We start from the raw sequence: 24,937 nt of genomic DNA on the forward strand, positions 1-24,937 counted from the left end.
GCGACCTGAAGCAGATCGTTTCGTATTGCATCGCCGGTTTGGCAGAGAGTTGCGCCAGCTGTCCTTTCGAGCTTTGGGAGCAGCGCGGCCTGTCGGCCATGCTTCGGCAGAAGATGCGGCGCGAGCGGCGAAGGATAGTGAAAACGCGTCGCGCATGGCTCCCGGTCGGGAGGAACTGCTGTCTTTGGTGGTCTACCGTTAGCACCTGAAGACGAAGGCCGGAAATTCATCATGACCACACAACAGATCATCCTTGAAGAGATGACAGCGGGGCACCTGGAAGGTGCTGTCGAGTTGTCTCGCCAGGTTAAATGGCCACATCGCCGCGAGGATTGGGAGCTGGCCCAGTCGGTCAGCCGGGGGATCGTCGCTCTGGAAGAAGGACGCGTGGTGGCGACCATCATGATGACCCCCTACGGCGACGATGCCGCCGCCATCAACATGGTGATCGTCGATGCGGCCATGCGCGGCCGCGGACTCGGCCGAAAGATGATGGAAGAGGCGCTTGCCAAGGCGGGTGAACGCACCTGTTGCCTGACGGCGACACGGGAAGGCCTGCCGCTCTACGAGAAGCTGGGCTTCGTCACGACTGGCGAGATCGTACAACATCAGGGCGAGGCATTGGCTGTTTCCGCGCCGGCCCGTGTATCCTGGGCAGAGAGCGGCGATCTTGCCCGCCTCGAGGTGCTGGATCGCGAGGCATTTGGCCATGACCGTTCGGCGCTGATGAAGCGGCTTTGCGAGCGCGCGAAGTTCGCTGTCATTCGCGATGAAGGCGATACCCAGGCCTTTTCCGCCATCCGGCCATTCGGCCGGGGGCTGGTCATCGGGCCGGTGGTGGCGAGAAACGATACCGAGGCCAAAGCCCTGATCGACTTTCTGCTCGCCCATCATCAGGGCAAGTTCGTCCGTGTCGATACCGACGTTTCGACGGATCTTGCTGAATGGCTCACCGGGCGCGGGCTTGCGCATGTCGGCGGTGGGATCACAATGCGACGCTCCATGGCCACGCACAAAGAAAGCAAGCCCGCGCATCACCGCGCATATGCGTTGGTCAGCCAAGCACTCGGTTAAATCAGGCACTCGGCTAAATCAGGCACTCGGTTGAATCGGAGGAAAAAATGCTGGCAAACTCACTGATCGAACTCGATCGCGCGCATCTGGTTCACCCGTTCTCATGCTATCGAAGCCACGAGGAGACGGGTGTGCGGGTGCTCAAATCCGCCAAGGGCGCAACGGTGACCGATGCAAGCGGGAAAACCCTGCTGGACGGATTCGCCGGTCTATGGTGTGTGAACATCGGCTACGGCCAGGAAAGTGTCGTTGAAGCAGCCGCAAAGCAGCTAAGAGAGCTTCCCTATGCGACGGGATATTTCGGGCTGGGATCCGAGCCTGCCATTCGCCTTGCTGCCAGGCTTGCCGAACTGGCGCCCGGTGATTTGAACCATGTCTATTTCACGCTTGGCGGCTCCGACGCAATCGACAGCACGATCCGGTTCATTCGCTATTACTACCATGCCAAGGGCACGCCGCAGAAGGACCAGTTCATCTCGGTCGAGCATGGCTACCATGGATCCTCGACGGCAGGGTCAGGTCTGACCGCGATCCCGGCTTTCCATGCGGGTTTCGGCGTGCCATACGACTGGCAGCACAAAATTCCTTCGCACTACGCCTATCGCAATCCGGTCGGTTCCGACCCGCAGGCGATCATTGATGCATCGGTCGCGGCCCTGCGGGCCAAAATCGCGGAACTCGGCGCGGGCCGCGTTGCGGCCTTCTACGCCGAACCCATCCAGGGTTCGGGCGGTGTCCTCGTTCCACCGACAGGTTGGCTGAAGGCTCTGCACGCCGTGTGCAAGGAACACGATGTTCTGTTCGTTGTCGACGAAGTCATCACTGCCTTTGGTCGTACCGGCCCGCTCTTCGCCTGTGAGGAGGACGAGGTCGTGCCGGATTTCATGACCACGGCGAAGGGACTGACCTCGGGCTACGTGCCGATGGGCGCCGTCTTCATGTCGGACCACGTGTACAATACGATCGCGGACGGAGCCGGCAAAGCGCCTGTCGGCCATGGCTATACTTATTCGGCCCATCCCGTGAGCGCGGCAGTCGGGCTCGAATGCCTGCGTCTCTACGAAGACAGCTTGCTCGAGAATGGGCGCAAGGCGGGCAAGCGCTTGATGGAAGGCCTTCGCTCGCTCGCCGACCACCCGCTGGTTGGCGACATTCGCGGTCGCGGCATGCTGGCAGCAATCGAGTTGGTCACCGACAAGGAGCGCAAAACGCCGCTGCCGGCGGCGGCCGATCCGGGGCGCCGCATCTTCGAGCGCGCGTGGGCGAACGGCCTTGTCATCCGCGCCTTCAACAGCGGCATCCTCGGCTTTGCGCCGCCGCTCTGCTGCACCGAGGACGATATCGATGGAATCCTCGAACGCACCCGGATGACGGTGGATCAAACCCTCGAAGACAAGGACGTGCGGGCGGCGATGAAACGATGATCGTACAGGCTGCCGTCGCATGCGCGGGGCAGCCTCTTCCTCATCTGTCGAATATGGCGTCCAGAGGCAAATGGGACTTGACGATCGGTGACTTCAGCACGACGAAGCTGAAGTATTTGTCAATTCCGATATCCAATTCGATCATGCGCTCCATGATCGTCTGGTACTCGCTGATGCCCGCTGTGACAAACTTCACAAGATAATCGTAACCGCCTGAAACCAGATGGCATTCGATGACAGAATCGACTTTCTGAATTGCGGTGAGAAATCTCGCGAAGTCGTTCTGCTGATGGTGCTTGAGCGTGACTTCGGTGAAGATCGTCAGAGTCTGCCCGAGCTTGGACACATCGATCTGGGCGGAATAGCCGGTGATGAAGCCTTCTGCCTGAAGCTTCTTCACCCGCATCAGGCAAGGGCTCGGCGAAAGGTTGACCAGGTCGGCAAGCTCGACATTCGTGACCCGGCCGTTCTTTTGCAGTTGAGATAAGATCTTGATGTCGATCTTGTCGAGCTTCATTGGAAACCTGTCACACGTTCGAACCGCGGATCGTCCGGCAGACGGCGTCCGTCACCTCCTGCGTGGTCGCTGTCCCTCCCACGTCCGGCGTCAGCACGCCTTCACTCGTCACCGTTTCCACAGCGTTCATCAACCGGACGGAAGCTGCGCTCTCGTCCAGATGTTCGAGCATCTGGGCAGCGGTCCAGAAGGTGGCGACCGGGTTGGCAATACCCTTGCCGGCGATGTCGAATGCCGAGCCGTGAATTGGCTCGAACATCGAGGGATAGCGCCGCTCGGGATCAATATTGGCGGTCGGTGCAACGCCGAGACTGCCGGCGAGCGCGCCTGCGAGGTCCGACAATATATCGGCGTGAAGATTGGTGGCGACAATCGTATCGAGGCTCCGAGGTTTCAACGTCATACGCACTGTCATAGCATCGACCAGCATCTTGTCCCAGGCGACGTCCGGGAATTCCGGCGCCACCTCGGCTGCGATTTCGTCCCACATTACCATGCCGTGACGCTGCGCATTGGATTTTGTGACAACTGTCAGGAGCTTTCGCGGGCGTGACTGCGCCAGCCGGAATGCATAGCGCATGATGCGGGTGACGCCGACGCGCGTGAAGATCGCGACCTCGGTTCCGACCTCCTCGGCGAGGCCGCGATGGGCTCGGCCGCCGTGGCCCGAATACTCGCCCTCGGAATTCTCCCGCACGATCACCCAATCCAGATCGCCAGGGCCAACGCCCGCCAGCGGCGAAACAATACCGGGCAATATCCTTGTCGGCCGCACGTTCGCATATTGATCAAAGCCTTGGCAGATCGGCAGCCGGAGGCCCCAGAGCGTGATGTCGTCGGGCACATCGGGAGCGCCTACCGCGCCAAAGAAGATAGCGTCGAAGCGCTTCAGTTGCGCCACCCCATCTTCGGGCATCATCCGACCATGGGCCTTGTAGTAGTCTGAGCCCCAGTCGAAGTGCTGGACGCGCAGCTTGAAGTCGCCGCAGCGCTGCTGCAGCGCCTCAAGCGCCTGGAGACCGGCGGCAATGACCTCCGGGCCGATCCCGTCGGCTGGAATGGCGGCAATCTCTTATTCGCGCATCGTCACTTTACCTGTTTTCAGTGCTGGCCGCATCGCGGCCTCGATCTCGTGTGTGACCTGATGTACTTGGCAAACGGTCTTCTCAGAATTCAGCGACCTTGCCCCACGCAGCTGAATTCAGACGCTCCGGCCTATAAGGACGCGGATCGACGATCGGCTCGCTGCCGGTGATGATATCGGCGATCATATGTCCAGCGCCGGGCCCGATCCCGAAGCCGTGGCCGCTAAATCCCGCCGCCAGGATGAAGCCCGGAATCCCCTCCACTTCACCGATTGCCGGGATGCCATCGGGCGTGCTGTCGACATAGCCCGCCCAAGCATGAGAAATCGCGGTGCGCTGGAACTCGGGCAGCAATTCGCAGGCTCTTTGATATGTCAGCCGAATCTGCCTCATGTCAGGTTTGGGGTCGAGAATCCGATTCCGTTCCATTGGTGTCACGTCGTCAAGCACCCATTTCCTCAGGCTTTCATGACCTTGACGCCAGCCCTCGAACGATCCCGGGGCCAGACTGCGCCAGCGGCGGGCGAACATGGGCACGAACTCGCGGCTGAACCTGAGCTGCTGCGGCGTTGGATCGACCCGCGCCCGCCCGCTGATCGCCAGCGCGTATCCGCCGTTGCTGCGTCGCGTCAGGGAGACGCGCGCGGTATGCAGGGCATCCGGCAGGCCATTTGCGCCCGGCGCTACGGATAGAATGGACTGACGCACGGCAGCTTGCGGGAAACGAATACCAAGCTGGTTGCAGAAGGAAGAAGCCCACGCGCCTCCGGCCATGACCACGGTCGTTGTCCGGATGGTTCCGGCTTCTGTAACGACGCCGCTGACCCGGCCGGCGCTCAGCTCCAGCCCGCGCGCCGCGCAATTCTGATGTACGGTGCCGCCGGCCGCCATGATACCGCGCGCGGCGACGGGCACCGCCTTTGAAGGATCCGCCGTTCCGTCAGTTGGCGAGAACACGCCGCCTTTCCATTTGCGGCCGGTCGCCTTGCCCCGTTCGGTGGCTTCTTCCGCGCTCAGCACATGCGTCGTGACGCCAACCGTCCTCGCGAAATCGCGCCACTTTGCCCAGCCTGCCAGCTCGTTTTCGTCCTGCGAGAGATAGAGCAGGCCGCAGCGGCGGAAGCCGGTGTCCTCGCCTGTCTCCTGCGCCACTTTCTCCCAGAGATCGAGGCTCCTGGTTGCCATCGGCAACTCGCGTGCGTCACGGTTCTGCTGACGGCACCAGCCCCAGTTGCGGCTGGACTGTTCGGCGGCAACGCGCCCCTTCTCCAGCAGGGCAACGCTGACGCCGCGGCGCGCGAGACAATAGGCCGTGAATACGCCTACCACGCCGCCGCCGATGACGACGACGTCCGCCTCGCGAGGCAGGGATGGGCTGGAATCGATGTGAATGAGCGGTGCGGGCATGGATGGGACTCCGGTAATTTGATGCATCCTAACCTGCGGCCCGCAGAGGCAGGCTGCGGAGTTCATGCCTGGACGGAATTTCCTGCGGTTTGCAGCCCATGGAACAGGCAATTGTTGCCGAAAGAAGTTTGCTGGCGCCCAACCTCGCTCGGGCAAGCAGGAGTACACTTCATCCAGTCTCGTGATCTGCGGCATGGGCCTTTCGGGACGCGGGGCGCGGTGAGGCTGTCGCGCACGAACTGCCGGACGAAAGACGTGGTTGTCTGATCCCGGGTTCTGCGCCGGAACGGGAGCAGAGTGAAATGCCGAACGTGACGTTCTTTTCAGAAGTTCCTGCCGCCCGAGGGCCAAATTTCGACGACTATGCGGATGCAGAACAGTCAAACTGGCTGAAAGAACGGAGCAACCCTTCCTTATAACGGGCAAGCTCCAGAGCACTTCCGATAGGCAGGGCTTACGCCTTCGGAGAGTTCTCCAAGAAAAGGGAACAGCGTCCGGTCCACGGACCGAATTTCATCAAGGGAGCCGCCAGGATGAGCAGAATCCGTCTCTCACAGCCTCAGCGCTCGAAGCGCCGAGACGGCCAGACGACGGACGCTAAGATGAGGCGCTTCTGCTCAAAGCGCGATGATGCGGTCCGCAGCAGCGTGGACCCGCTCGGTTCAAACGGGAGATGATCGCAATGGCCGCAAGCATCCAGCCTATACCCCCCCACGATGTGGCGCTTTCGGTGTGCGACCTTACGGTGAATCTGCCGAAAGGCATGGAACGGACTTATGCCGTCGAGAACATCTCCTTTGATCTGAAACGCGGGCAGATCCTGTGCGTCATTGGCGAGTCCGGATCGGGCAAGTCGGTCACCGCCAACGCCATCATGGGGCTTCTGCCGAAGGTGATCCGCGTCTCCTCGGGCACCATCCAACTGGATGGGATGAACATCATAGGCCTGTCGCCGGACAAGCTGCGCAGCCTGCGGGGCCGGGTGGTGTCGATGATCTTCCAGGATCCGCTGTCGGCGCTCAATCCGTTGATGACCGTGGGCGCACAGATCGACGAGGTGATGGCGGCGCACGGCGTCGGCACTCCGAAATCGCGTCGCGGCCGGGCTATCGAGCTGCTGACCGAGGTGGGACTGCCGGACCCGGAACTCATGTACCACCAGTATCCGTTCCGCCTCTCCGGCGGGCAGCGGCAGCGGGTGATGATCGCCATGGCGCTGGCGCTTGAACCGACGATCCTGATCGCGGATGAACCGACGACCGCGCTCGACGTGACCACCCAGGCACAGATTCTGGAGCTGATCCGCGACATTCAGCGCCGCAAGGGGATGAGCGTCATGTTCATCACTCACGACTTCGGCGTGGTGGCCGAGATCGCAGACAGCGTCGTCGTGATGGAGAAGGGCCACATCGTCGAGCAGGGTAGTGCTCAACAGGTCCTGAAGTCGCCTGGCCATCCCTACACAAGGCGCCTTATCGCAGCCGTCCCGCACCTGACCGGTGAGGACCGCGTTCCTCTGGAGACGGCCGACAAAGCGCCGATCCTGAAGGTCGAAGGCCTGATGAAGACCTACCGCAGCGGCAGTTCCCTGTTCAGCGCGCAGCGCGTCGTGCCCGCGGTCAACGAGGTCTCGTTCGATCTGGCGCCTGGGCGCACGCTGGGCGTTGTCGGCGAAAGCGGTTCCGGCAAATCGTCGCTTGGTCGTCTTTTGATCAAGCTGCTGGACAGCGACGGCGGCGGGATTCTGTTCGAGGGCCGCGACATCGCCAAGCTTTCCGAAGCCGAATTCCGCCCGCTGCGGCCGCGGGTCCAGATGATCTTCCAGGATCCCTTCGCGTCGCTCAACCCGCGCTCGACGATCGGCCACATCCTGACCGTTGGCCCGATCGCGCACGGGACGCCCTATGCCCAGGCGCGTGAAGAGGCGAAGGCGCTCCTGGCTCATGTCGGGCTCGATGCCGGCGCCTTTGATCGCTTTCCGCATGAATTTTCCGGTGGGCAGCGCCAGCGCATCGGCATCGCTCGGGCACTGATGTTCAAGCCGAAGCTGCTGATCGCCGACGAAGCTGTGTCGGCGCTCGACGTGTCGATCCAGGCCCAGATCCTGCAGCTGCTCGACCAGATCCAGCGGGAGACCGGCGTGTCGATGATCTTCATCACCCACGACCTGCGCGTCGCCAGCCAGATCTGCGACGAGATCGCGGTGATGCAGAAAGGGCGGATCGTCGAACGCGGACCGCCATCGCAAATCTTCCTCGACCCGCAATCAGCCTACACACGTGAGCTGGTGGCGGCGATTCCTGGAGAGCGGCCGGGAACGACCCGCCCGGTTGCAGCAAACGGATAATAGCCACGGCGGACACCGCCAGAACAAGGGGAATTGCAAATGACTGAACGCTCAAACACCAAATCAAACTACTCGCGACGCGATGCACTACGATTGATGGCGATAGGCGGGGCGGCTGGCCTCATTGCGCCCAATCTGTTGGGCAAACCCGCCTTCGCCCAGAACCCGCCAGCGAGCCCAACCGGCCGCGTCGTCGTCGGACTGTCGCAGGAGCCCACCGTATTCAATCCGTTGATGCCGCATATCGAGGTCGACGACGCTGTGCATTTCTCGCTTTTCGATGCGCTCTTCCGCATGGATCCCAAAGGCATTCTTCAGCCCAATCTTGCGGTCGAACTGCCAAGCCAGAAAAACGGCGGCATTTCAGAGGACGGTCTCAAGTGGCACATCCGCCTGCGTGACGATGTCCGCTGGCACGACGGCAAGCCCTTCACGGCCGAGGATGTGAAATTCACTCTTGAGCTCATCACCAATCCGAAATTCCGGGCGTGGCGCACGGCCGGCCATTCGCTGGTGCGCGATATCAAGGTGGTCTCGCCGACCGAGCTGACCTGGCGGATGGAGGAGGCTTTCGCCCCCTATTTGTCGTTTCTCGCCGAAACCTTCATGGTTCCCAAGCACATCCTCGAAAAGGAGGCCGACCCCAACGCCGCCGCCTTCAATCAGACGCCTGTCGGCACTGGCGCATTCAAGTGGGCGCAGCGCGTTGCCGGCGATCATATCGAACTCGTCGCGAACGCGGATTATGCCGGGGAGGGCCCCTATTTGGAGCGGCTCGTCTTCAAATACATCCCCGACATGACGGTGCTCTACACCCAATTCAAGAGCGGCGACATCGATCTTGTCGACCAGGCATACATAACCGCCGACCACTACGCGGAAGCCAGCACACTATCGGATCGCGTGGTCAAGCTGGAGCCTGGAGCATCGGTCGAGTCCATCTATCTCAATCTTGAGAAGCCGCAATTCAAGGACCCGGCGGTCCGCCAGGCGCTCTACGCGGCAATCGACAGGAAAGCGATCCTCGAAGCACTTTATTACGGGGTCCACAAACCCACCGAGACGTTCATGCCGCAGAATTCCTACTATTACAATCCGAACCTGCCGGCACAGGAGTTCAACCTCGAGCGCGCCAGCCAGATCCTCGACGAGGCCGGCTGGGTACCCGGAGCCGATGGAATACGGGCGAAGGACGGGGTGCGCCTGTCGTTCGCCAACTCCACCACCTCCGGCAACCATTTGCGCGAGCAGACGCAGCAGTTCCTGCAGCAGACATTCGCCGAGATCGGGGTGGAGATGACCATCTCGAACCTGCCGGCCGCTGTCATGTGGGGCGATTTTTGGCTCAAATCGCAGTTCGAGTCAGCCATCTCCGGTGTAACCAATGTCATCGCGGGCGACCCCGACGTTTCCAACCGCCTGCACAGCAAGGCGATCGTCGCCAAGGGCGGAAAGGGCTCAAACACCGGCCAATACTCCAACCCGGAGGTCGATGCGCTGCTCGAGAAGGGCGCCCGCACCTTCGATCGGGAACAGCGGCGCGCCATCTATCTGCGCGTGCAGGAAATCGTTCGTCAGGATCTGCCGTTCCTGCCTCTGTTTGCCTCCACCAACGTGTTCGGCCGCAAGCAAGGGCTGGAGGGTTTCGAGGCAAATTCCAACACCCGCGTCGCATCCTGGCATGCCGCCGGATGGCATTGGAAGGCATGACATCCATACGCCGCCGCCGCCTCGCGGCGGCGGCCAGTCACCGGCCCTGTCTTGAAAGAGGGGGCGCTGTCTTGAAAGAGGAGAGATGAATGCGCGGCTTCCTGCTCAACCGGCTCTCACAGAGCCTCATCCTGCTCCTGATCGTCTCGGTCATCGGCTTCCTCGTCCTGAACCTGCTACCTGGCGGGCCGCTGGCACAATTCGGGCTCGATCCCGGCATGACGCAGGACGATCTCGATCGCCTGAAAGAGCAATTGGGGCTGAACCGACCGCTTTTGATGCAATATTTCGACTGGGCCTGGCGGCTTCTCCAGGGCGACTGGGGCCACTCCTTCCGCGACGGCACGCCTGTGCTGGCAGTGATTGGCCGACACGTCCCTGCGACGCTGCTGCTGATGGGTACGTCCACCGCGATTGCGATCGCCATCGGCACCTGGATCGGCATTCGTGGCGCCACGCACCGCTATTCGCTGTTCGACCATATGGCGACGATCGGAGCGATGGTCGCGCTGTCGATCCCGACCTTCTGGTTCGGGCTAGTCGGCATCTACATCTTCTCCCTGCAGCTGGGCTGGCTGCCTGCAGGCAACATGTACACGATCGGCGACGGTTCGGTCCTGAACTACCTGCATCACCTGATCCTGCCAAGCATCGTGCTGTCGCTGGTGCATGTCGCGATCTGGAGCCGCTACATGCGCACGGCGACGCTCGACGCCATCAGCCAGGATTTCGTCAAGACCGCCCGCGCCAAGGGCCTGAGCGAGCGCCGAGTCATCATGAAGCACGTCGTCGGCAATGCGCTTTTGCCGATGATCACACTGGCCGGGGTCCAGCTTCCCAGCATCCTGACCGGCGCGCTGGTAACGGAGACAGTGTTTACCTGGCCGGGGATGGGTCGACTGTTCCTGGACAGCCTCGGCTACAGCGACTACCCGGTCGTGATGGGACTGCTGATGTTCTCAGCCATTCTCGTCATTCTGGGCAACCTGATCGCAGATATTGCCGTGGCGATCGTCGACCCGCGCATTCGTCTGGGTTGAGCGCGTAACCTCACGTCCAACAGGAGGCACCCGAAATGACCGCTCTCGCCGCAAATGCAGGACCAAGCCGCTGGTGGCGCAGCCGCACCGTGCGCCGTTTCACGAGCCATCATCTGGCGTTGCTGGGGGTGGCGATGATCACCCTTCTGACGCTGGCATGCGTCTTCGGCCCTCATCTTCTGCCCTATGATTCCCTCTACATCGATTTGCGCGCCCGCTTTTCACCGCCGCTGACCGGTGACCACTATCTCGGGACCGATCCTTTGGGGCGGGACGTGGCAGCGCGACTGTTCATGGCGGGGAGGACTTCACTGCTGGTGGCTTTCTTTGCCATGCTGCTGTCGACGCTGATCGGAACGCTCGTCGGCGTGATCGCGGGCTACCGCGGCGGCTGGATCGGCGCAGCGCTGATGCGCACGGTCGATGGCTTCCTGTCATTCCCCTCGATTTTCCTGCTGCTTGCCTTGGCCGCGGCACTCAAGCCGAGCCCGGCTATGGTCACCGTCATCGTCGCTGTCACCAGCTGGATGGAGGTAGCTCGAATTGTCGAGGCCGAGGTGCGGTCATTGCGCGAGCGCGAGTTTGTGCTGGCCGGGCGCATGCTGGGGCTTAGCGGTGCACATATCATGTTCCGCGAGATCCTGCCCAACGCCATGGGCCCGATCATCGTGGCCGCGACGCTGACAGTCGCGCACGCTATTCTCCTGGAAGCCTATATCAGTTTCCTGGGTTATGGCATTCAGCCGCCGCTGCCGAGCTGGGGCAACATGCTCGAGGGCGCCCAGCAGTATCTGGACAGTGCGCCCTGGCTGGCGATCATTCCCGGAGCCGCCATCACCATCGCCGTGACAAGCTTTAATTTCATCGGCGACGGGTTGCGCGATGCGCTCGACGTGCGGGACGACCGTGTCTGATCTCGCCGGCAAAAGCGGTCCCCTCCCGAAACCCCAGTGAGAAGTGACTCTGATGCACGAGCCGAAAGTCGCCGACAAGAGCACCCCCTACTGGTGGGAAGCGGCACCCGTCATGCCGCTGCCGCCGCAGCCCCTGGCCAGGAAGCTCGACGTGGCGATCGTCGGCGCGGGTTATGCCGGGCTTTCGGCCGGGCTTGTGCTGGCGCGCGAGGGGCGTTCGGTTGCAGCTTTTGATGCGATGAATCCGGGCGAGGGGGCCTCGTCGCGCAATGGCGGAATTACCAGCGGGAGCATCCGGCTGGACTACGCCACGATCACCCGGCGCTTCGGCGAACAAAAAGCCATGGCGATCGAGGCCGAGGGCAAGGTCGCGCGCGAATTCCTTTACGACTTCATCAAGTCGGAAAAGCTCGACTGCGACTTTCAACTGGTTGGCCTGTTCAAGGGCGCCATCGGATATGAACAGTACGAGAAGATGGCCCGCGGCGCCGAGGCGTTGGCGAGGAAACTGGGCATCGAATCCTACGCTGTTCCATATGCAACGCAGCGCAACTACGTCGGCACCGATTTCTATCGCGGCGGCATGGTCCGGATGGACATCGGCGGGCTGCACCCGGCCAAGTTCCACGCCGAGCTCCTGCGGGTGGCGCTCGCTTCGGGCCTGACGGTCCATTCGAGCACGCCCGTAACCTCGATAGAAAGGGATAGCTCCGGGTTCCGCATCGCCACTTCGGCCGGAACGGTGCAGGCACGGCAGGTGCTGGTCTGCACAAATGGCTACACGGATGGCGCCAGTCCGTTCCTGCGCCGCCGCCTGGTGCCGGTTCGCAGCCGGATCATTGCCACCGAGGAACTCGCGCCTGAGGTGATGGCGCGCCTGATGCCGAAGCGGATGATGATGGGGGAGGGCCGTGAGCTGGGCTTCTACTACCGTCCCACGCCGGACGGCAGACGCATCCTGCTCGGCGGGCGCGACAGCTCGCGTGCAGGCGATCCGGCAGCCCCGACGCTCCGTCTGCGCAACGGGCTGGGCGAAATTTTCCCGGAACTGGAGAAGGTTCGCCTTTCGCACAGCTGGTTCGGCAATGTGGCGATGCACCGCGACATGCTGCCCCGCATCTTCGAACAGGACGGCGTGGTCTATGCCACCGGCTTCTGCGGTTCGGGCGTGGTCTGGGCGCCATGGGTCGGCACGCGTGCGGCCCACAAGCTGATGGGGCATGGCGAGCAGGCGCGCACCGCGTTCGACTTCCGGCCGCCTGCGGCCATCCCGCTCTATCGGGGCAATCCGTGGTTCCTGCCTGCCGTTATCAAGGGCTACGCCCTGCAGGACCGTATCGCCTGGTGGCGCGCCAGCCGCTGACAGGCGGATATACTTTCTGAGGGGGCGTTCCTCAACGAGACCGGGCAAGCAGGAATGAAGACTCAAATAGTCGTCGTTGGCGGTGGGGCTGGAGGTCTTGAACTCGTGCGGCGGCTCGGAGCACGGCTCGGCCGCAACGAGTTCGATATCATTCTTGTCGAGCGGAACCACACCCATGTCTGGAAGCCGCTCCTCCATGAGGTTGCGGCCGGATCACTCGACGCAAATCTTGACGAAGTGGGCTACCGCGGCCACGGCCACCGTTGGGGCTACCGCTTCTTCTACGGGTCGCTGGAGGCCATCGATCGCACCGCGCGGCAGGTCACAGTGGCGCCGATTTTCGACGATGACGGGTCGGAACTGGTTGGTCGACATCGGCTCCGATACGATTACCTGGTTATCGCAATCGGCTCGGTTTCAAACGACTTCGGTACTCCCGGAGTGAAGGATCATTGCCTTTTCCTCGAAGACCGTCATCAAGCGGATCGCTTTCGATTGAAGTTGTTGAATCATTGTCTTCGAGTTTCCAGGACAATGTCAGCCAATCCAACCGACGACGCCTTTGTTGATATAGCTATCGTAGGTGGCGGCGCGACAGGCGTCGAACTCGCTGCTGAACTCTACAATGCTGCATCATCTCTCAGACATTATGGCCTGGAAGTCTTCGACGAAACTCGGCTGAGGGTCACTTTGATAGAGGCCGGGCCACGGATTCTTCCGGCTCTCCCAGATGCTTTAGCAAAGGCCGCGCATCAGGAACTTGAGGCCTCGGCGTCCGGGTGCTCGCAAAGACAGCTGTATCCGAAGCAACGGAACAGGGACTGAGGTGTGCTACCGGGGAGCAGATACACGCCAATATTTGCGTCTGGGCTGCAGGAGTGCAGGGGGCAAATGTTCTGGGAGAGCTCGACGGGCTTGAGGTGGCGCGTAGCAGGCAACTTGTCGTCCTTCCGACCCTCCAAACGAGCCGGGACGAGCGCATCTTCGCTATTGGCGATTGCTGCTTTTTCAAGCCGGAAGGGGCGGGCGGCCCGGTGCCGCCACGAGCTCAGGCTGCCCACCAGATGGCATCGACGGCTTATCGCAACATTCTTCACTTGATTGCGGGGGAAACGCCGGAAGCATTTGTCTATCGGGACAAGGGCTCGCTGGTGTCGTTGAGCCGGTTTTCCACCGTCGGCAGCTTGATGGGAAACCTCGTCGGAGGGCGGATGGCGATCGAGGGGCGGCTCGCCAGGATGATCTACGTTTCTTTGTACCGCATGCACTTGGTGGCCATACATGGCTGGATCAAGGGCCTGGCTCTTATCCTGGTCGGCCATGTCAACCGGGTTGTCCGTCCGCGTCTCAAATTGCATTGATGTTGGTCAGGTGTGCGGCAGGCTGCGACCGAGGGATGCCGCTGAGGTCTGCATTGCACCTCGCCTGAGCCATGCCCGAGTGGTCTTGCCGCGTTCCTCGCCCGGTTTGCGCCATATGGCATGCCGACGGACGGCTCAAAACAAATGATCCCGCTGAATTGAAAGGGCAAAACAGCAGCGAAAACTGTCCGGCGGACGCCACTCTAAGGTCCGACTTCAATCTGACTTTGGGTCAAGCGACAGCGTTGCACTTATGGCCGTTGATCATGACAGAGATATCGTCAGCGCCCCGACCGAGCTGATGAAATTCGAGACCCGCCATGTGCCGGGCGCGTTGAAGCTGTCGCAGGAGATGGGCTGGCCTTATCGCCAGGAGGACTGGGAATTTGCCGTGACGGTCGGCAATGGCCTGGTCCTCGAGCGGGCGGGACAGGTGATCGGCACTGCCATGTCCTGGAATTACGGACAGGCCTATGCCACTGCCGGGATGATCATAGTCACTGGCTCGGCGCAAGGCGGTGGCAACGGCTCCCGGCTTTTTGACGGGTTGCTTCAGGCCACGGACGGGCGCAACGTGCTGCTCAATTCGACGGAAGAGGGGCTCGCGCTCTACAGGCGACGCGGCTTCAATGCCTGGGGCACGGTGATTCAGCACCAGGGCCCGCTGACCGTCGCCGTGACGCAGAGTACCCGCGACGACATCCGTCAAGCGACGGTCTCCGACCTCGCGGCGATCCAGGCCTTCGACGAACGGGCCACTGGCATGCCCCGGCCGTCGATGGTGGCTGGCCTCGCGGAAGCGGGCAGTGTTTTGGTCATCGAATGCGCGGGGCGTATTGCAGGCTACGCCATCGCCAGGCGGTTCGGCCGCGGCTATGTCGTCGGTCCCTGCGCGGCCGAGAGCGCTCAAGACGCGCGACTGCTGATCCTGGCCCAGCTTGCGACGCTTCACGGCCAATTCGTGCGCATCGACGTCTATGCCGAACACGGATTGGGCGACTGGCTGGATAGCCTGGGCCTCGCGCGTGTCGGTGCTGTGATCGCGATGGTCAAGGGGCGACGGCCTGTCTCCGACGGGACGGCCCGCATGTATGCCTTGGCAAATCAGTCGTTCGGTTAAGGAATGAGGTAGGGGAGCGATGGATACGAGTGTAAAGATGCGTGAGGCGGCCCAAACGATCGATGCCCTCATCACCCCGTCGCTGCTTCTGGACCGGGGGCGGCTCGAGCGCAACATCCAGCGTCTGGCCGAGCATGCCAGAAAGCTTGGCGTGGTGCTGCGCCCGCATATGAAGACGGCCAAAAGCATCGACGTCGCCCGATATGTGTTTCCCCGCGAACCCGGTCCGATCACGGTCTCGACTATCGCCGAGGCGGAGTATTTCGCCGGCCACGGCTTTCGAGACATCACCTATGCAGTCGGCATGTCGCCGGCTTCGGCCGTCCGCGCCATGGAGCTTTGTCGCAGCACGGGCGCCGATGTGAAGCTGTTGCTCGATTCCGTGGAGCAGGCCGACGCCCTGGCCGGTGTACGCGAAGCCACCGGCGTGACGCCGTCCGTCTTCATCGAACTGGACTGCGACGACCATCGCGGTGGATTGAAGCCGGACGATCCCAAGCTGCTCGAGGTGGCCAACAGGGTCGTCGCAGCCGGCGCCAACCTGGTCGGCGTCCTCGCCCATGCCGGCGAGTCCTATGGCTTGAGCACGGCCGATGCGCTGGTCAAGGCAGCCGAGGACGAGCGTTCGGCCACCGTGCGCGCCGCCGAAGCTTTGCGCGCTCACGGCCATGCTTGCCCGATCGTCAGTCTAGGCTCTACGCCGACGGCGCACTTCGCCGAGAACCTCGAAGGCGTCACGGAGCTGCGCGCCGGGGTCTACATGTTCTTTGACCTCGTCCAGCACGGGGTGGGGGTCTGTGCCATCGGCGATATCGCGATTTCCGTGTTGGCCACGGTGATCGGGTCCAAGCCGGAAAAGGGATGGGTGCTGGTCGACGCGGGGTGGATGGCGCTTTCGCGCGACCGCGGAACCGCAAACCAGCAGATCGACCAGGGTTACGGCGTGGTCTGCGACGAAAAGGGGCTGGTGCTTGAAGATGTGATCGTGGCGCAGGCCAGCCAGGAACACGGTATCCTCGCCATTCGTGCCGGTTCTGGAAAGTCCATGCCCGATTTGCCGCTCGGGGCTCGGGTCCGGATTCTGCCCAACCATGCCTGCGCGATGGCCGCCCAGCATCACTTCTACAGCGTCGTCAACGGGGACAGTCCCCGGATCGAAGCACATTGGGAGCGGATGCGCGGATGGTAGGGGCTCCAATCGCAACGCTTTGCATGGCGCCCATGCAAACTGACGCACTGGTGGTGCAATCATGAAGTTTACATCTTATTGGCTGGATACCTCTCAGCCGTTCAATGAGGGCGCGTCCAAACCGCTCGAAGGCCACTACGATGTGGCGGTTGTGGGCGGCGGCCTGACCGGATCCTCCGCGGCGCTGGCCCTCGCCAAAAAGGGCGCCCGGGTTGCACTGTTGGAGGCCGAAACGATCGGCAACGCCGCTTCCGGTCGCAATGGCGGGATGTGCAACAACGGTTTTGCCCAGAACTATGCGATCATGGCCGGCAAGCACGGCAAGCCGGCCGCAAACGCGCTCTACAAGGCTTTCGACGCCGGCGTCGATATGGTCGAGCGGCTGGTGCAGGAAGAAAGGATCGACTGCAGCTTCTCCCGCGTCGGCAAGCTGAAGCTTGCCGCCAAGCCTGAGCACTACGACATGCTGGCGCGCAGCCAGGAACTGCTCGCCGCCAATGTCGATCCCGGAACGAGGATGATCGCGCGCGCCGACCTGCGAAGCGAAGTCGGCACCAGCCGCTACTATGGCGGGCTGCTGTTTCCCAAGAGCGCCAGCATGCATGTCGGCCGTTTCGTCCGGGGTCTGGCGACCGCGGCGGCGCGGCGGGGCGCAGAGGTCTATGAAAACGCCCCCGTCATGGCTCTGCGCAAGGTCGCCGACGGGCATGAGGTAGAGACCCCGCGCGGCAAGATCGTCGCGCGTCAGGTCCTGCTGGCGAGCGGCATTTCCCAGGTCGGTCCGCTCGGATGGATCCGCCGCCGCATCGTGCCGGTCGGCGCCTTCCTGGTCGTGACGGAACCGCTGTCGCCTTCGCAACTCGAGCGCCTCATGCCGACCCGACGCAATGTCGTCGACACGCGCAATCTCGTCGTCTACTGGCGGCTGACGCCGGACAATCGCATGCTGTTCGGCGGGCGAGCCCGGTTTGCAGTATCCAACCCGCAGTCCGACGAGAAGAGCGGCCGGATCCTGAAAGCGGCGATGGTCGAGGTCTATCCGGAACTGGCCGACATCCGCATCGATTACTGCTGGGGCGGCATGGTCGACATGACCCGCGACCGGCTGCCGCGCGCCGGGGAGCGCAACGGAATCTACTACTCGATGGGTTATAGCGGGCATGGCACCCATATGTCGACGCTGATGGGCAGCATCATGGCCGATGTCATGGACGGGCGTCCGGACCTGAACCCCTGGAAGGATTTCGACTGGCCGGCGATCCCTGGATATTTCGGGCGTCCCTGGTTCCTGCCGATCCTCGGTGCCTATTACCGCATGAAGGACCTTGTCACATGATTTCGCCCCTCGAACACCTGTCCCGCAACGGCCGCCTGGACAAGTTCTTCATCGACGGTCAATGGGTCGAGCCGAAGGGCACCGCCGAGGGCGTCGTGGTGAACCCCGCCACCGAAGAGGTCGTGACCCGGTTTCCGCTCGGAAACAGCGCGGACGTGGACGCAGCCGTTTCAGCGGCCCGCCGGGCGTTCGCCAGCTGGAGCCGTACCAGGCCGGAATACCGCGCGGGTCTGCTTCATCGCCTGCAGGCGCTGCTCGAAGCGCGCAATGAGCTGCTTGCGCGATGCTTGAGCCTCGAAATGGGCGCGGCGATCGGATATGCGCGCACCGCGCAGGTGCCGCTCGCGATCGCCCATGTGCAAGTCGCTCGCGATGTTCTGAAAACCTTCCCCTTCGTCGAGCAGCGTGGCCACACCGCCGTCACCCACGAACCGATCGGTGTCTGCGCGCTGATCACGCCGTGGAACTGGCCACTCTACCAGATCACCGCCAAGGTTGCACCGGCGCTCGCCGCGGGCTGCGCGGTCGTGCTGAAGCCAAGCGAGCTCTCTCCTTTGGACGCGCTGCTGTTTGCCGAGGCGATCGAGGAAGCCGGCTTCCCTGCCGGTGTCTTCAACCTCGTCAATGGTGACGGCCCAGGCGTGGGTATGGGTCTCGCCTCCCATACGGATGTCGACATGATCTCCATTACCGGCTCGACCCGTGCCGGCATTGCGGTGGCCCAGGCCGCCGCGCCGACGGTCAAGCGCGTCGGACAGGAGCTCGGCGGCAAGTCGCCGAACGTGATTTTGCCTGACGCCGACCTCGATCGTGCCGTTTCGCTGGGCGTCGCCGCCGCCTTCCGCAATCTCGGCCAGTCATGCAGCGCGCCTACGCGTATGATCGTGCCGCGCGACCGGCTGTCCGAGATCGAGGCGATCGCCAGGAGGGCTGCAGCCCAGATCATCGTCGGCGATCCTCTTTCAGAAACCACCACTCACGGTGCAATCGCCAACCGTTCCCAGTTCGACCGTATCCAAACCATGATCGGCGTCGGCATTTCGGAGGGCGCCAGGCTCCTCACCGGCGGGCCGGGTCGCGCGGACGATCTGAGCGTCGGGTTCTATGTGAAGCCGACCATCTTTTCCGACGTGCGCACAGGCATGCGCATTGCCCAGGAAGAGGTTTTTGGGCCAGTTCTGTGCATCATCCCTTACGACACAGTCGAGGAGGCCGTCACTATCGCCAACGATACGGTCTACGGCCTGGGGGCCCATGTGCAGGGCACGGATATGGGCGCCGTCAGGGACGTCGCCTCGCGGATTCGCGCCGGTCAGGTTCATCTCAACTACCCGGCCTGGGATCCGCACGCCCCGTTTGGCGGTTTCAAACAGTCCGGAAACGGACGCGAATATGGCATCGAAGGCATGTTGGAGTATCTCGAGGTCAAATCCATCCTCGGCTATTTCTAGGCGACATCTTCGCTACGCGCAGAGGGCGCAGGTGGCGCCGTCCATGCCTGTAGGCCGGGGATCGTTAACCAGTTAAAGTGAAGATTGCACGGCTTGCTGCGCCCGTCGCCGGGTTCTCAGGCGGCAACCAGCTGGGATGTCGGCTCAAGAAGCGAGATCTGTCACCAGTGGCGGGCGCTCACCGCTCTAAACGCCGTTTCACGTTTTCAACCCCAAGGACAGGGCTTGTCAGGACTGGAAGCTTTTGGACCGTGCCCCGCACCGCACGAGCCATCGAGGCCTGCGCAAAAACGACGACATCGACCTTCTGCGACAGCCCTTCGAGAGCCAGGCGGATTTGCACGTCATGGGCTTCGACGTCGCCGCCGGCGCGGAACTGAAACGCTCCCTCAACCAGCACATCATCGACCGCTACATCCTTGCCCGCCTCGCGCGCCTTGCGCTTCAGCAGATCCACGGTCGGCACCAGCGTTGTCGACAAGGTCGCCCGGACACCTATGCGGTTTCCATGCTCGACAGCGGCTTTGGCCATGCCTTCATCGATACGGACAGCGGCACAGGGCAAAGCGGCGCAATGGCATCGACTGCCGGTCCGAGAGTCGAGCATGTGACGACAATCGCATCTGCCCCGGCGTCGACTGCCGACCATACGTAGGTAGCAAGCCTTCCTTTCGTCAGATCGGATAGCGACCCGCGCAGGCCGGGGTGACCGAGGCCAGTGAAGGCCTCCCGAACCTGCGTGATTCCGAGTTCTTTGAGAGTAGAGACGGTTCTTGCGGCATCTTCGTATTGCCACCCCTGCTGCATATGCGTGTTCATGCCAAACGAGGCGAGGAGCGCATTTACGGGCGCCGGCTCTTTGCAAAGGTGTTGCTCCCGCGCCGCGCTGGCAGAGTTGGCAAACAAAAGCGAGAGGAAAGCAAGAGCAATACGCGCCGTTGTCATGTCGGCATCTCGGAAATTTGCCTGGTGGGAGATCGCAGATTGTGGATACCCAGGAAGCGGCGTTCGAAAAATCGGAATGAAAGTTCTGCGGCGACAATCGTCAGAAGGTATGCCAACAAGAACAACGCGATCCGCGTATGGATTGGCCTCGGGTTCGCCGAAAAGTCCATTATCGGAGAGAGGGCCAACTTGGCCGCGACGATCGCAATCGTATGGTAAATGTATGCGCCATATGAAATCTCTCCAATGTGTTGGAGAGATTTCAGTCTCAAAAGCCAGTGAACGGAACGGTGCTCCACAGCGGCAAGGCTTACAAGGCCGCCAGAGGCAGCGGCTAGCGCACTGAAAAGGAATACTTCGCGATACTGCCCCCACAGGATTCCGGAGAGGACGTTTTTTAGGATGTCCATGCCCCGCGCTTCCACGACATAGTAGTTAATGCTTGTGTAAAGTATTACATAGATGAAAAGTAAGCAGATTCCAACTATTGCAACAAATGGAGCTTTTCTTTGGAGCATTCCATATTTACTTAAAAAAGCTAGCAAACAGCCCGTCGCAAAGGCGTCGGTATGAAGAAGTGATCCAGCATAGACCGCGTACGCGCTGGTTTCGGCATCCCATCCGATTCTGGGAAGGCCAATCGAGACGGCTAAGCGCAGCATAGGCGCCAAGATGAGCATAGAAAGTAGAAGCAAGACTACGGTGCGGCGGGACATCAGGAACAGCGCAAAGCCGTAGATGACGTAGAACTGCATCTCCACTGAGATAGTCCACAGGTGCCCGACGGGCCAAGAACCAAGCTCACCTCGCCCAAGCGTCATGGCCAGATTGTTGATAAACCCCAGTAGCGAGCCAAGAGCGATCAGGTCGAGGCTACTCCCACTCACAAGGATGGTCACGACACCTGCGCAGATGTAGGCGAAATAGACGGGGACGATCCTAAGTGCGCGCCTGCGAAAAAACCCTACCAACCTCTCTAGCGCCGGTTGATCGCTTTCCCGGCTTATCACCGTAAGGGTAACAACGTATCCGGAGATCACGAAAAAGAGCCACACACCCGTCCATCCAAATGGTAACAATCCGCAATGCTGTGCCACGACCGCCGTCATGGCCAAGCATCTCAATGCGTCAACTGGGCCAACTCGCTGGCTGTTTTTCGGCATGTACGGAGACGTCATCGACTGCGTTGGCATGCTAATTTTCCTTCCGTCCGAACGGGCGGCGCATCTTGCAATTCTCTGACTATTTTCTGCCGAAATTGGCACACGCGCGACCGTAACGGACGCTGTCCTTTCGGCTGATGGGGATTGTGGAGGTTCTGCCAAGCGACCGAAAGGAGTAGAAACACTCGCTCTTGCTAAATCATTCGAGTTGCTTGCACTCAGGGCAGTATCCTGAACCGTCCCGGGTTGATCGGAGGCTCCACCTTCTCAGGAGTTGGAGCCTCCGATCAACCCGGGGCGGTTCAATCCGGTAGCGCCGCGGATTCTTTCGGGGCGAATGACGGGTTTGATCGATGGTCTTTAGAAAGGACAGGTTTGGTTACCTTTTTGGGTGAAGAGCCGGTGGTCAGCGTGGCCTTGGCATGTGCCAAGGCATGGTGGAGCACGCTCAATTTCGTTCGTTTGTCTTGCTGTCTATGCGATCGAATGTAGTGGCAGAGAACTCTGGCCTGGAGCTTCCTCGATCGTTCGAAGCTCCGCCGTGCTGAGTTCAATTTGTGATTATTTTGACCAGGACTAACCTCCCACGCTCTCTTGATGTTCCTCAACGCAAGCCGAGATCGCCCGAAGCTGGAATTCCAGTGCGGGGCCCTCTGCCGGGAACCGGCCGTCCAGCGCGGAGGTACCGACGGTAAACCCCGCTGCGCCACTCTTGCGAATTGTCTCGACCTGGTCCGGCCGGTCCACCGATCCTGCGACGATAATGGGCTTGGGCACGGCTCCGCACACAGCGTCGATGAGAGACGGCACATTGCCTGCCGAACGGTAGGCGAGAAGGTCGAGACCGGCGACACCGGGATGGCTGGCGAGCGCGACGGCGCTTTTGACGATCTCGGCCTGCGATCCTTCGAGAATGCTCGGGTGCCCTACGATGCGACCCGGAAACGGATAATAGCGGATGGGCGTCCCTTCCAGCAGCGGCAGCACGTCCTGGGCATGGGTGCCGCCGAGAAGAAAGTCGACGCCGAGGTCGATCGCCGCCTTGACCGAGCGGATCTCGCTGTCGCGGTCGAGCGATACGACTTCGAGATAGGTGCTGGCTCCACCCTCGCGGATTTGGCGGGCGAGGCCGGCAAGCGCGTCGAGCGGCAGGCCGATGTCCTTGAAGCCGATGTGGCGGATTCCGGCCCCGAGCGCCGTTTCGGCGTGGACGGCGGCGTCGGTCACGGTGCGGTCGTTGCGTGTCAGCATGAAGATGAAGTCGAATTGTGTCATGGGGTGACGGCTTTCTGGTTGGGGAGAGAAGCCTTCAGCCGAAGGGCGTAGTCGAAGGCGGTCTCCAGGCTGGAGGGGTCGGCAACGCCGGACCCCGCGATGTCGAAGGCGGTGCCGTGATCGGGGCTGGTGCGCACGAAAGGCAGGCCCAGCGTGACGTTCACGCCATGGTCGAGGCCCATATATTTGACCGGGATGAGACCTTGGTCGTGATACTGCGCGACCACGATGTCGAAACGGCCCTTACGGGCCTGCATGAACACGGTGTCGCCGGGCCATGGGCCGGAGGCGTCGATACCTTCGGCACGGGCCGCCTCGATTGCCGGCCGGATGATGCGGATTTCCTCGTCTCCGAAGAGACCGCCTTCGCCGGCATGCGGATTGAGGCCGGCGACGGCGACGCGCGGATGGGAGATGCCAAGCGCCTGCGCACCGGCATGGGCCAACCGGATCGCGTCCATCTGCGCCGCGAAATCGCCTTTGCGGATCGCCTCGGACAGCGAACAATGGATGGTAACAAGAACCGTGCGAATGTCCTCGTTCGCCAGCATCATGGCGACCTTGGGAGCCCCGCCATGATCGGCCAGGATTTCGGTGTGGCCAGGATAGTGCAGACCGGCTGCTGCGAGGGCCTCCTTGTGAATCGGCGCCGTTACGATGCCGCCCACCCAACCGTCCCGCGCCAGTCCGATCGCGACAACGATGGCGTCGAACGCCGCGCGTCCACTGACGGCCGAAACCTGGCTGACCGGTGGCAGGGCGGAAAGCTGCGAGGAGCAAAGCACGTTGAGGGTTCCGTCATCGAGCACGGTCTCATCGACGGAAGCGATCGGCCGGACCCGCACATCAGAATTGAGTGCGCAAAGGGCGTGGGTCATCACCAGCGGATCACCGACGACGATCCAGTGTCGCTTGTCCGGTCGACGGAGATACATTTTTGCGATGATCTCGGGGCCGATGCCGGAGGGATCACCCATAGTCACGGCTAGAGGAGCGTCATGGGCGGTCATCGATCAGAGCCTTTCGTGAAAGCGGTTTGCCAGCAGGTCGCGGGCGGCATCAAGGAGTGCAGAGGGTGAGCCGAAGCCTCCCGCCTTCATGGCGATGGTGAGCGGCGTTCCGTCCGCCCGTTCGGCGCGGCCGACCGGAAAGCCGGGCTCCAACTCGCGGGTGAGAAGGAACCCGATGATGCCGAGGCGGTCGAGGATCGCGGCCATCGTCTCGCCGCCGGTGGCAATCACCGCGTCATAGTCGCGCCGGGCGACCGCTGCGGCTGCCTGTCCGGCGAGGTTCGTCATCACCGCGCTGGCATTCTCCTGCCGTTGCAGCGGTGCCCGAAGACAAATCACACGGGCGTCGCCGGGAGCGTCGGCCAGGTCGCTGACGACGGGAACGCCTCGTACACGCAAGGTCTCGCATTGGACGCGCGTCACCGGATTGGTGCTTCCTGCGACGATCACCACCCGCCCGGCGGCTTCGCCCGTTAATGGGTGTCCATCCGGCACGGCAGGGACCAGCGATGCCAGCGCGATGGCGAGACCAGGAGAGCCCACCCAAAGAACAGTCTCAGGATCGGGAATGCCGGCGACCTGCCGGTTCAGTACGTCTTGGCTGTCGGCGTCGAGGATCAGAATGGACCCTTTCGTCGCCGCATCGCCGGAACTGTCTGGGGCGAGAATGATCGGTATCCCCAAGGACGGGTCGACCAGATCGGCAATGTCCGAGGTGCCTGCGGAATGGACTGGATCACGGCCGTAGACGCTTTGACTCACAGGGATGCCGTTCACCGTCTGGATCCCGCCGACGGTGAGCCGCCCCGCTTCGGGAAAGGCTGGAGCGATGACAAGCCTGCTCCGGCCGCTGGCACGAAAGGCGGCGGCGACTTCCTCGCGGATATGGCCGCGCAGGGTCGAATCGATGGTTTTGAACAGAAGGCGGGCATTCGAGAGGGCCGACACAGCGTCGGCGATAGCCCTTGTCGCCTGCCTGATGTCTGAGGCGCGGCTGTTGGTATCAAATGAAGTGATAGCTCCATTTTCCGCGCCGTCGACCTGTCGCTTGATCACAGGTGCATAGCCTCTCGCGAGAAAGCCCGCCGCGCCGTCGGTAGCACTGGTCAGGTCGTCGGCGATTATCCCGACGAGGAGAGATGTGTTCTGTTTCATTTGAGTGAGAATAGCAGAACGGTCGGAACCGAATATCCATATGATCTGACA

At 62.0% G+C, this 24,937-nt stretch carries 22 protein-coding genes; 13 read left to right on the forward strand and 9 right to left on the reverse strand.

Annotated elements, in window-relative coordinates; translation table 11 throughout:
- Positions 1 to 231: 231 nt before the first annotated feature.
- Positions 232 to 1,074 carry a GNAT family N-acetyltransferase gene (locus NMG70_RS19435; RefSeq protein WP_254026034.1) on the forward strand — a complete coding sequence of 281 codons (843 nt, stop codon included), beginning with the start codon at positions 232 to 234 and terminating at the stop codon, positions 1,072 to 1,074.
- Positions 1,075 to 1,121: 47 nt separating this feature from the next.
- Entirely contained in the window at positions 1,122 to 2,498 is a 1,377-nt protein-coding gene (locus NMG70_RS19440) for an aspartate aminotransferase family protein (RefSeq protein ID WP_254026035.1), read from the forward strand.
- Positions 2,499 to 2,538: 40 nt separating this feature from the next.
- Here the strand turns inward: NMG70_RS19440 and NMG70_RS19445 are convergent, their stop codons facing one another.
- From NMG70_RS19445 to NMG70_RS19455, 3 genes are all read right to left on the reverse strand, one after another.
- Positions 2,539 to 3,015, reverse strand: coding sequence for an Lrp/AsnC family transcriptional regulator (locus NMG70_RS19445; protein ID WP_027151795.1), 477 nt, complete (start codon positions 3,013 to 3,015; stop codon positions 2,539 to 2,541).
- Positions 3,016 to 3,025: 10 nt separating this feature from the next.
- Positions 3,026 to 4,084 carry a tartrate dehydrogenase gene (locus NMG70_RS19450; RefSeq protein ID WP_254026242.1) on the reverse strand — a complete coding sequence of 353 codons (1,059 nt, stop codon included), beginning with the start codon at positions 4,082 to 4,084 and terminating at the stop codon, positions 3,026 to 3,028.
- Positions 4,085 to 4,181: 97 nt separating this feature from the next.
- Positions 4,182 to 5,507: an NAD(P)/FAD-dependent oxidoreductase gene (locus tag NMG70_RS19455; RefSeq protein WP_254026243.1), complete on the reverse strand. Its 1,326-nt coding sequence runs from the start codon at positions 5,505 to 5,507 to the stop codon at positions 4,182 to 4,184.
- Positions 5,508 to 6,189: 682 nt separating this feature from the next.
- Here NMG70_RS19455 and NMG70_RS19460 point away from each other — a divergent pair.
- The 11 genes from NMG70_RS19460 (at position 6,190) to NMG70_RS19510 (ending at position 19,338) form a co-directional block, all read left to right on the forward strand.
- Positions 6,190 to 7,854: an ABC transporter ATP-binding protein gene (locus NMG70_RS19460; RefSeq protein WP_254026036.1), complete on the forward strand. Its 1,665-nt coding sequence runs from the start codon at positions 6,190 to 6,192 to the stop codon at positions 7,852 to 7,854.
- Positions 7,855 to 7,893: 39 nt separating this feature from the next.
- The gene (locus NMG70_RS19465; RefSeq protein ID WP_254026037.1) at positions 7,894 to 9,564 is read left to right on the forward strand and encodes a peptide ABC transporter substrate-binding protein; all 1,671 of its coding nucleotides are present in this window, start codon (positions 7,894 to 7,896) and stop codon (positions 9,562 to 9,564) included.
- A gap of 89 nt (positions 9,565 to 9,653) precedes the next feature.
- The gene (locus NMG70_RS19470; protein WP_254026038.1) at positions 9,654 to 10,604 is read left to right on the forward strand and encodes an ABC transporter permease; all 951 of its coding nucleotides are present in this window, start codon (positions 9,654 to 9,656) and stop codon (positions 10,602 to 10,604) included.
- A gap of 35 nt (positions 10,605 to 10,639) precedes the next feature.
- Positions 10,640 to 11,518, forward strand: coding sequence for an ABC transporter permease (locus NMG70_RS19475; protein ID WP_027151789.1), 879 nt, complete (start codon positions 10,640 to 10,642; stop codon positions 11,516 to 11,518).
- A gap of 52 nt (positions 11,519 to 11,570) precedes the next feature.
- Positions 11,571 to 12,881 (forward strand): NAD(P)/FAD-dependent oxidoreductase, encoded by a 1,311-nt coding sequence (locus NMG70_RS19480; protein ID WP_254026039.1) that lies wholly within the window; start codon positions 11,571 to 11,573, stop codon positions 12,879 to 12,881.
- Positions 12,882 to 12,935: 54 nt separating this feature from the next.
- Positions 12,936 to 13,706 carry an NAD(P)/FAD-dependent oxidoreductase gene (locus NMG70_RS19485; RefSeq protein WP_254026040.1) on the forward strand — a complete coding sequence of 257 codons (771 nt, stop codon included), beginning with the start codon at positions 12,936 to 12,938 and terminating at the stop codon, positions 13,704 to 13,706.
- Complete coding sequence (locus NMG70_RS19490; RefSeq protein WP_254026041.1) at positions 13,661 to 14,242, forward strand: NAD(P)/FAD-dependent oxidoreductase; 582 nt, start codon at positions 13,661 to 13,663, stop codon at positions 14,240 to 14,242. The genes NMG70_RS19485 and NMG70_RS19490 overlap by 46 nt, the downstream gene beginning before the upstream one ends.
- Before the next feature lie 301 nt (positions 14,243 to 14,543).
- Positions 14,544 to 15,362 carry a GNAT family N-acetyltransferase gene (locus NMG70_RS19495; protein WP_254026042.1) on the forward strand — a complete coding sequence of 273 codons (819 nt, stop codon included), beginning with the start codon at positions 14,544 to 14,546 and terminating at the stop codon, positions 15,360 to 15,362.
- 19 nt (positions 15,363 to 15,381) lie between these two features.
- Positions 15,382 to 16,551 (forward strand): alanine racemase, encoded by a 1,170-nt coding sequence (locus NMG70_RS19500; RefSeq protein ID WP_436798423.1) that lies wholly within the window; start codon positions 15,382 to 15,384, stop codon positions 16,549 to 16,551.
- A 61-nt stretch (positions 16,552 to 16,612) separates the two neighbouring features.
- Entirely contained in the window at positions 16,613 to 17,887 is a 1,275-nt protein-coding gene (locus NMG70_RS19505; RefSeq protein ID WP_254026044.1) for an NAD(P)/FAD-dependent oxidoreductase, read from the forward strand.
- The gene (locus NMG70_RS19510) at positions 17,884 to 19,338 is read left to right on the forward strand and encodes an aldehyde dehydrogenase family protein (RefSeq protein WP_254026045.1); all 1,455 of its coding nucleotides are present in this window, start codon (positions 17,884 to 17,886) and stop codon (positions 19,336 to 19,338) included. Before NMG70_RS19505 ends, NMG70_RS19510 begins: the two co-directional genes overlap by 4 nt.
- A gap of 178 nt (positions 19,339 to 19,516) precedes the next feature.
- Here the strand turns inward: NMG70_RS19510 and NMG70_RS19515 are convergent, their stop codons facing one another.
- The 6 genes from NMG70_RS19515 to NMG70_RS19540 all read right to left on the reverse strand — a co-directional run bounded on the left by NMG70_RS19515 (position 19,517) and on the right by NMG70_RS19540 (position 24,886).
- A complete protein-coding gene (locus NMG70_RS19515; RefSeq protein ID WP_254026046.1) occupies positions 19,517 to 19,870 on the reverse strand; it encodes a hypothetical protein in 354 nt (117 codons plus the stop codon).
- On the reverse strand, positions 19,834 to 20,283 hold the full coding sequence (locus tag NMG70_RS19520; RefSeq protein ID WP_254026047.1) for an aspartate/glutamate racemase family protein: 450 nt from the start codon (positions 20,281 to 20,283) through the stop codon (positions 19,834 to 19,836). The genes NMG70_RS19515 and NMG70_RS19520 overlap by 37 nt, the downstream gene beginning before the upstream one ends.
- The gene (locus tag NMG70_RS19525; protein WP_254026048.1) at positions 20,280 to 21,476 is read right to left on the reverse strand and encodes an acyltransferase family protein; all 1,197 of its coding nucleotides are present in this window, start codon (positions 21,474 to 21,476) and stop codon (positions 20,280 to 20,282) included. Before NMG70_RS19525 ends, NMG70_RS19520 begins: the two co-directional genes overlap by 4 nt.
- Positions 21,477 to 22,022: 546 nt before the next feature.
- Positions 22,023 to 22,721 carry a beta/alpha barrel domain-containing protein gene (locus NMG70_RS19530; RefSeq protein ID WP_254026049.1) on the reverse strand — a complete coding sequence of 233 codons (699 nt, stop codon included), beginning with the start codon at positions 22,719 to 22,721 and terminating at the stop codon, positions 22,023 to 22,025.
- Complete coding sequence (gene pdxA, locus NMG70_RS19535; RefSeq protein ID WP_254026050.1) at positions 22,718 to 23,731, reverse strand: 4-hydroxythreonine-4-phosphate dehydrogenase PdxA; 1,014 nt, start codon at positions 23,729 to 23,731, stop codon at positions 22,718 to 22,720. Before pdxA ends, NMG70_RS19530 begins: the two co-directional genes overlap by 4 nt.
- Positions 23,732 to 23,734: 3 nt before the next feature.
- Complete coding sequence (locus NMG70_RS19540; protein WP_254026051.1) at positions 23,735 to 24,886, reverse strand: four-carbon acid sugar kinase family protein; 1,152 nt, start codon at positions 24,884 to 24,886, stop codon at positions 23,735 to 23,737.
- Positions 24,887 to 24,937: the final 51 nt, after the last annotated feature.

Source organism: Mesorhizobium ventifaucium (assembly GCF_935822925.1).
GTDB lineage: Bacteria > Pseudomonadota > Alphaproteobacteria > Rhizobiales > Rhizobiaceae > Mesorhizobium > Mesorhizobium ventifaucium.

Coding starts and splice junctions, on each gene's coding strand:
- NMG70_RS19445 (WP_027151795.1), bottom strand. CDS start 3,015: ATGAAGCTCGACAAGATCGACATCAAGATCTTATCTCAACTGCAAAAG.
- NMG70_RS19495 (WP_254026042.1), top strand. CDS start 14,544: ATGAAATTCGAGACCCGCCATGTGCCGGGCGCGTTGAAGCTGTCGCAG.
- NMG70_RS19540 (WP_254026051.1), bottom strand. CDS start 24,886: ATGAAACAGAACACATCTCTCCTCGTCGGGATAATCGCCGACGACCTG.
- NMG70_RS19480 (WP_254026039.1), top strand. CDS start 11,571: ATGCACGAGCCGAAAGTCGCCGACAAGAGCACCCCCTACTGGTGGGAA.
- NMG70_RS19460 (WP_254026036.1), top strand. CDS start 6,190: ATGGCCGCAAGCATCCAGCCTATACCCCCCCACGATGTGGCGCTTTCG.
- NMG70_RS19530 (WP_254026049.1), bottom strand. CDS start 22,721: ATGACACAATTCGACTTCATCTTCATGCTGACACGCAACGACCGCACC.
- NMG70_RS19475 (WP_027151789.1), top strand. CDS start 10,640: ATGACCGCTCTCGCCGCAAATGCAGGACCAAGCCGCTGGTGGCGCAGC.
- NMG70_RS19470 (WP_254026038.1), top strand. CDS start 9,654: ATGCGCGGCTTCCTGCTCAACCGGCTCTCACAGAGCCTCATCCTGCTC.
- NMG70_RS19510 (WP_254026045.1), top strand. CDS start 17,884: ATGATTTCGCCCCTCGAACACCTGTCCCGCAACGGCCGCCTGGACAAG.
- NMG70_RS19440 (WP_254026035.1), top strand. CDS start 1,122: ATGCTGGCAAACTCACTGATCGAACTCGATCGCGCGCATCTGGTTCAC.
- NMG70_RS19465 (WP_254026037.1), top strand. CDS start 7,894: ATGACTGAACGCTCAAACACCAAATCAAACTACTCGCGACGCGATGCA.
- NMG70_RS19435 (WP_254026034.1), top strand. CDS start 232: ATGACCACACAACAGATCATCCTTGAAGAGATGACAGCGGGGCACCTG.
- NMG70_RS19525 (WP_254026048.1), bottom strand. CDS start 21,476: ATGCCAACGCAGTCGATGACGTCTCCGTACATGCCGAAAAACAGCCAG.
- NMG70_RS19520 (WP_254026047.1), bottom strand. CDS start 20,283: ATGACAACGGCGCGTATTGCTCTTGCTTTCCTCTCGCTTTTGTTTGCC.
- NMG70_RS19485 (WP_254026040.1), top strand. CDS start 12,936: ATGAAGACTCAAATAGTCGTCGTTGGCGGTGGGGCTGGAGGTCTTGAA.
- NMG70_RS19500 (WP_436798423.1), top strand. CDS start 15,382: ATGGATACGAGTGTAAAGATGCGTGAGGCGGCCCAAACGATCGATGCC.
- NMG70_RS19515 (WP_254026046.1), bottom strand. CDS start 19,870: ATGGCCAAAGCCGCTGTCGAGCATGGAAACCGCATAGGTGTCCGGGCG.
- NMG70_RS19505 (WP_254026044.1), top strand. CDS start 16,613: ATGAAGTTTACATCTTATTGGCTGGATACCTCTCAGCCGTTCAATGAG.
- NMG70_RS19455 (WP_254026243.1), bottom strand. CDS start 5,507: ATGCCCGCACCGCTCATTCACATCGATTCCAGCCCATCCCTGCCTCGC.
- pdxA (WP_254026050.1), bottom strand. CDS start 23,731: ATGACCGCCCATGACGCTCCTCTAGCCGTGACTATGGGTGATCCCTCC.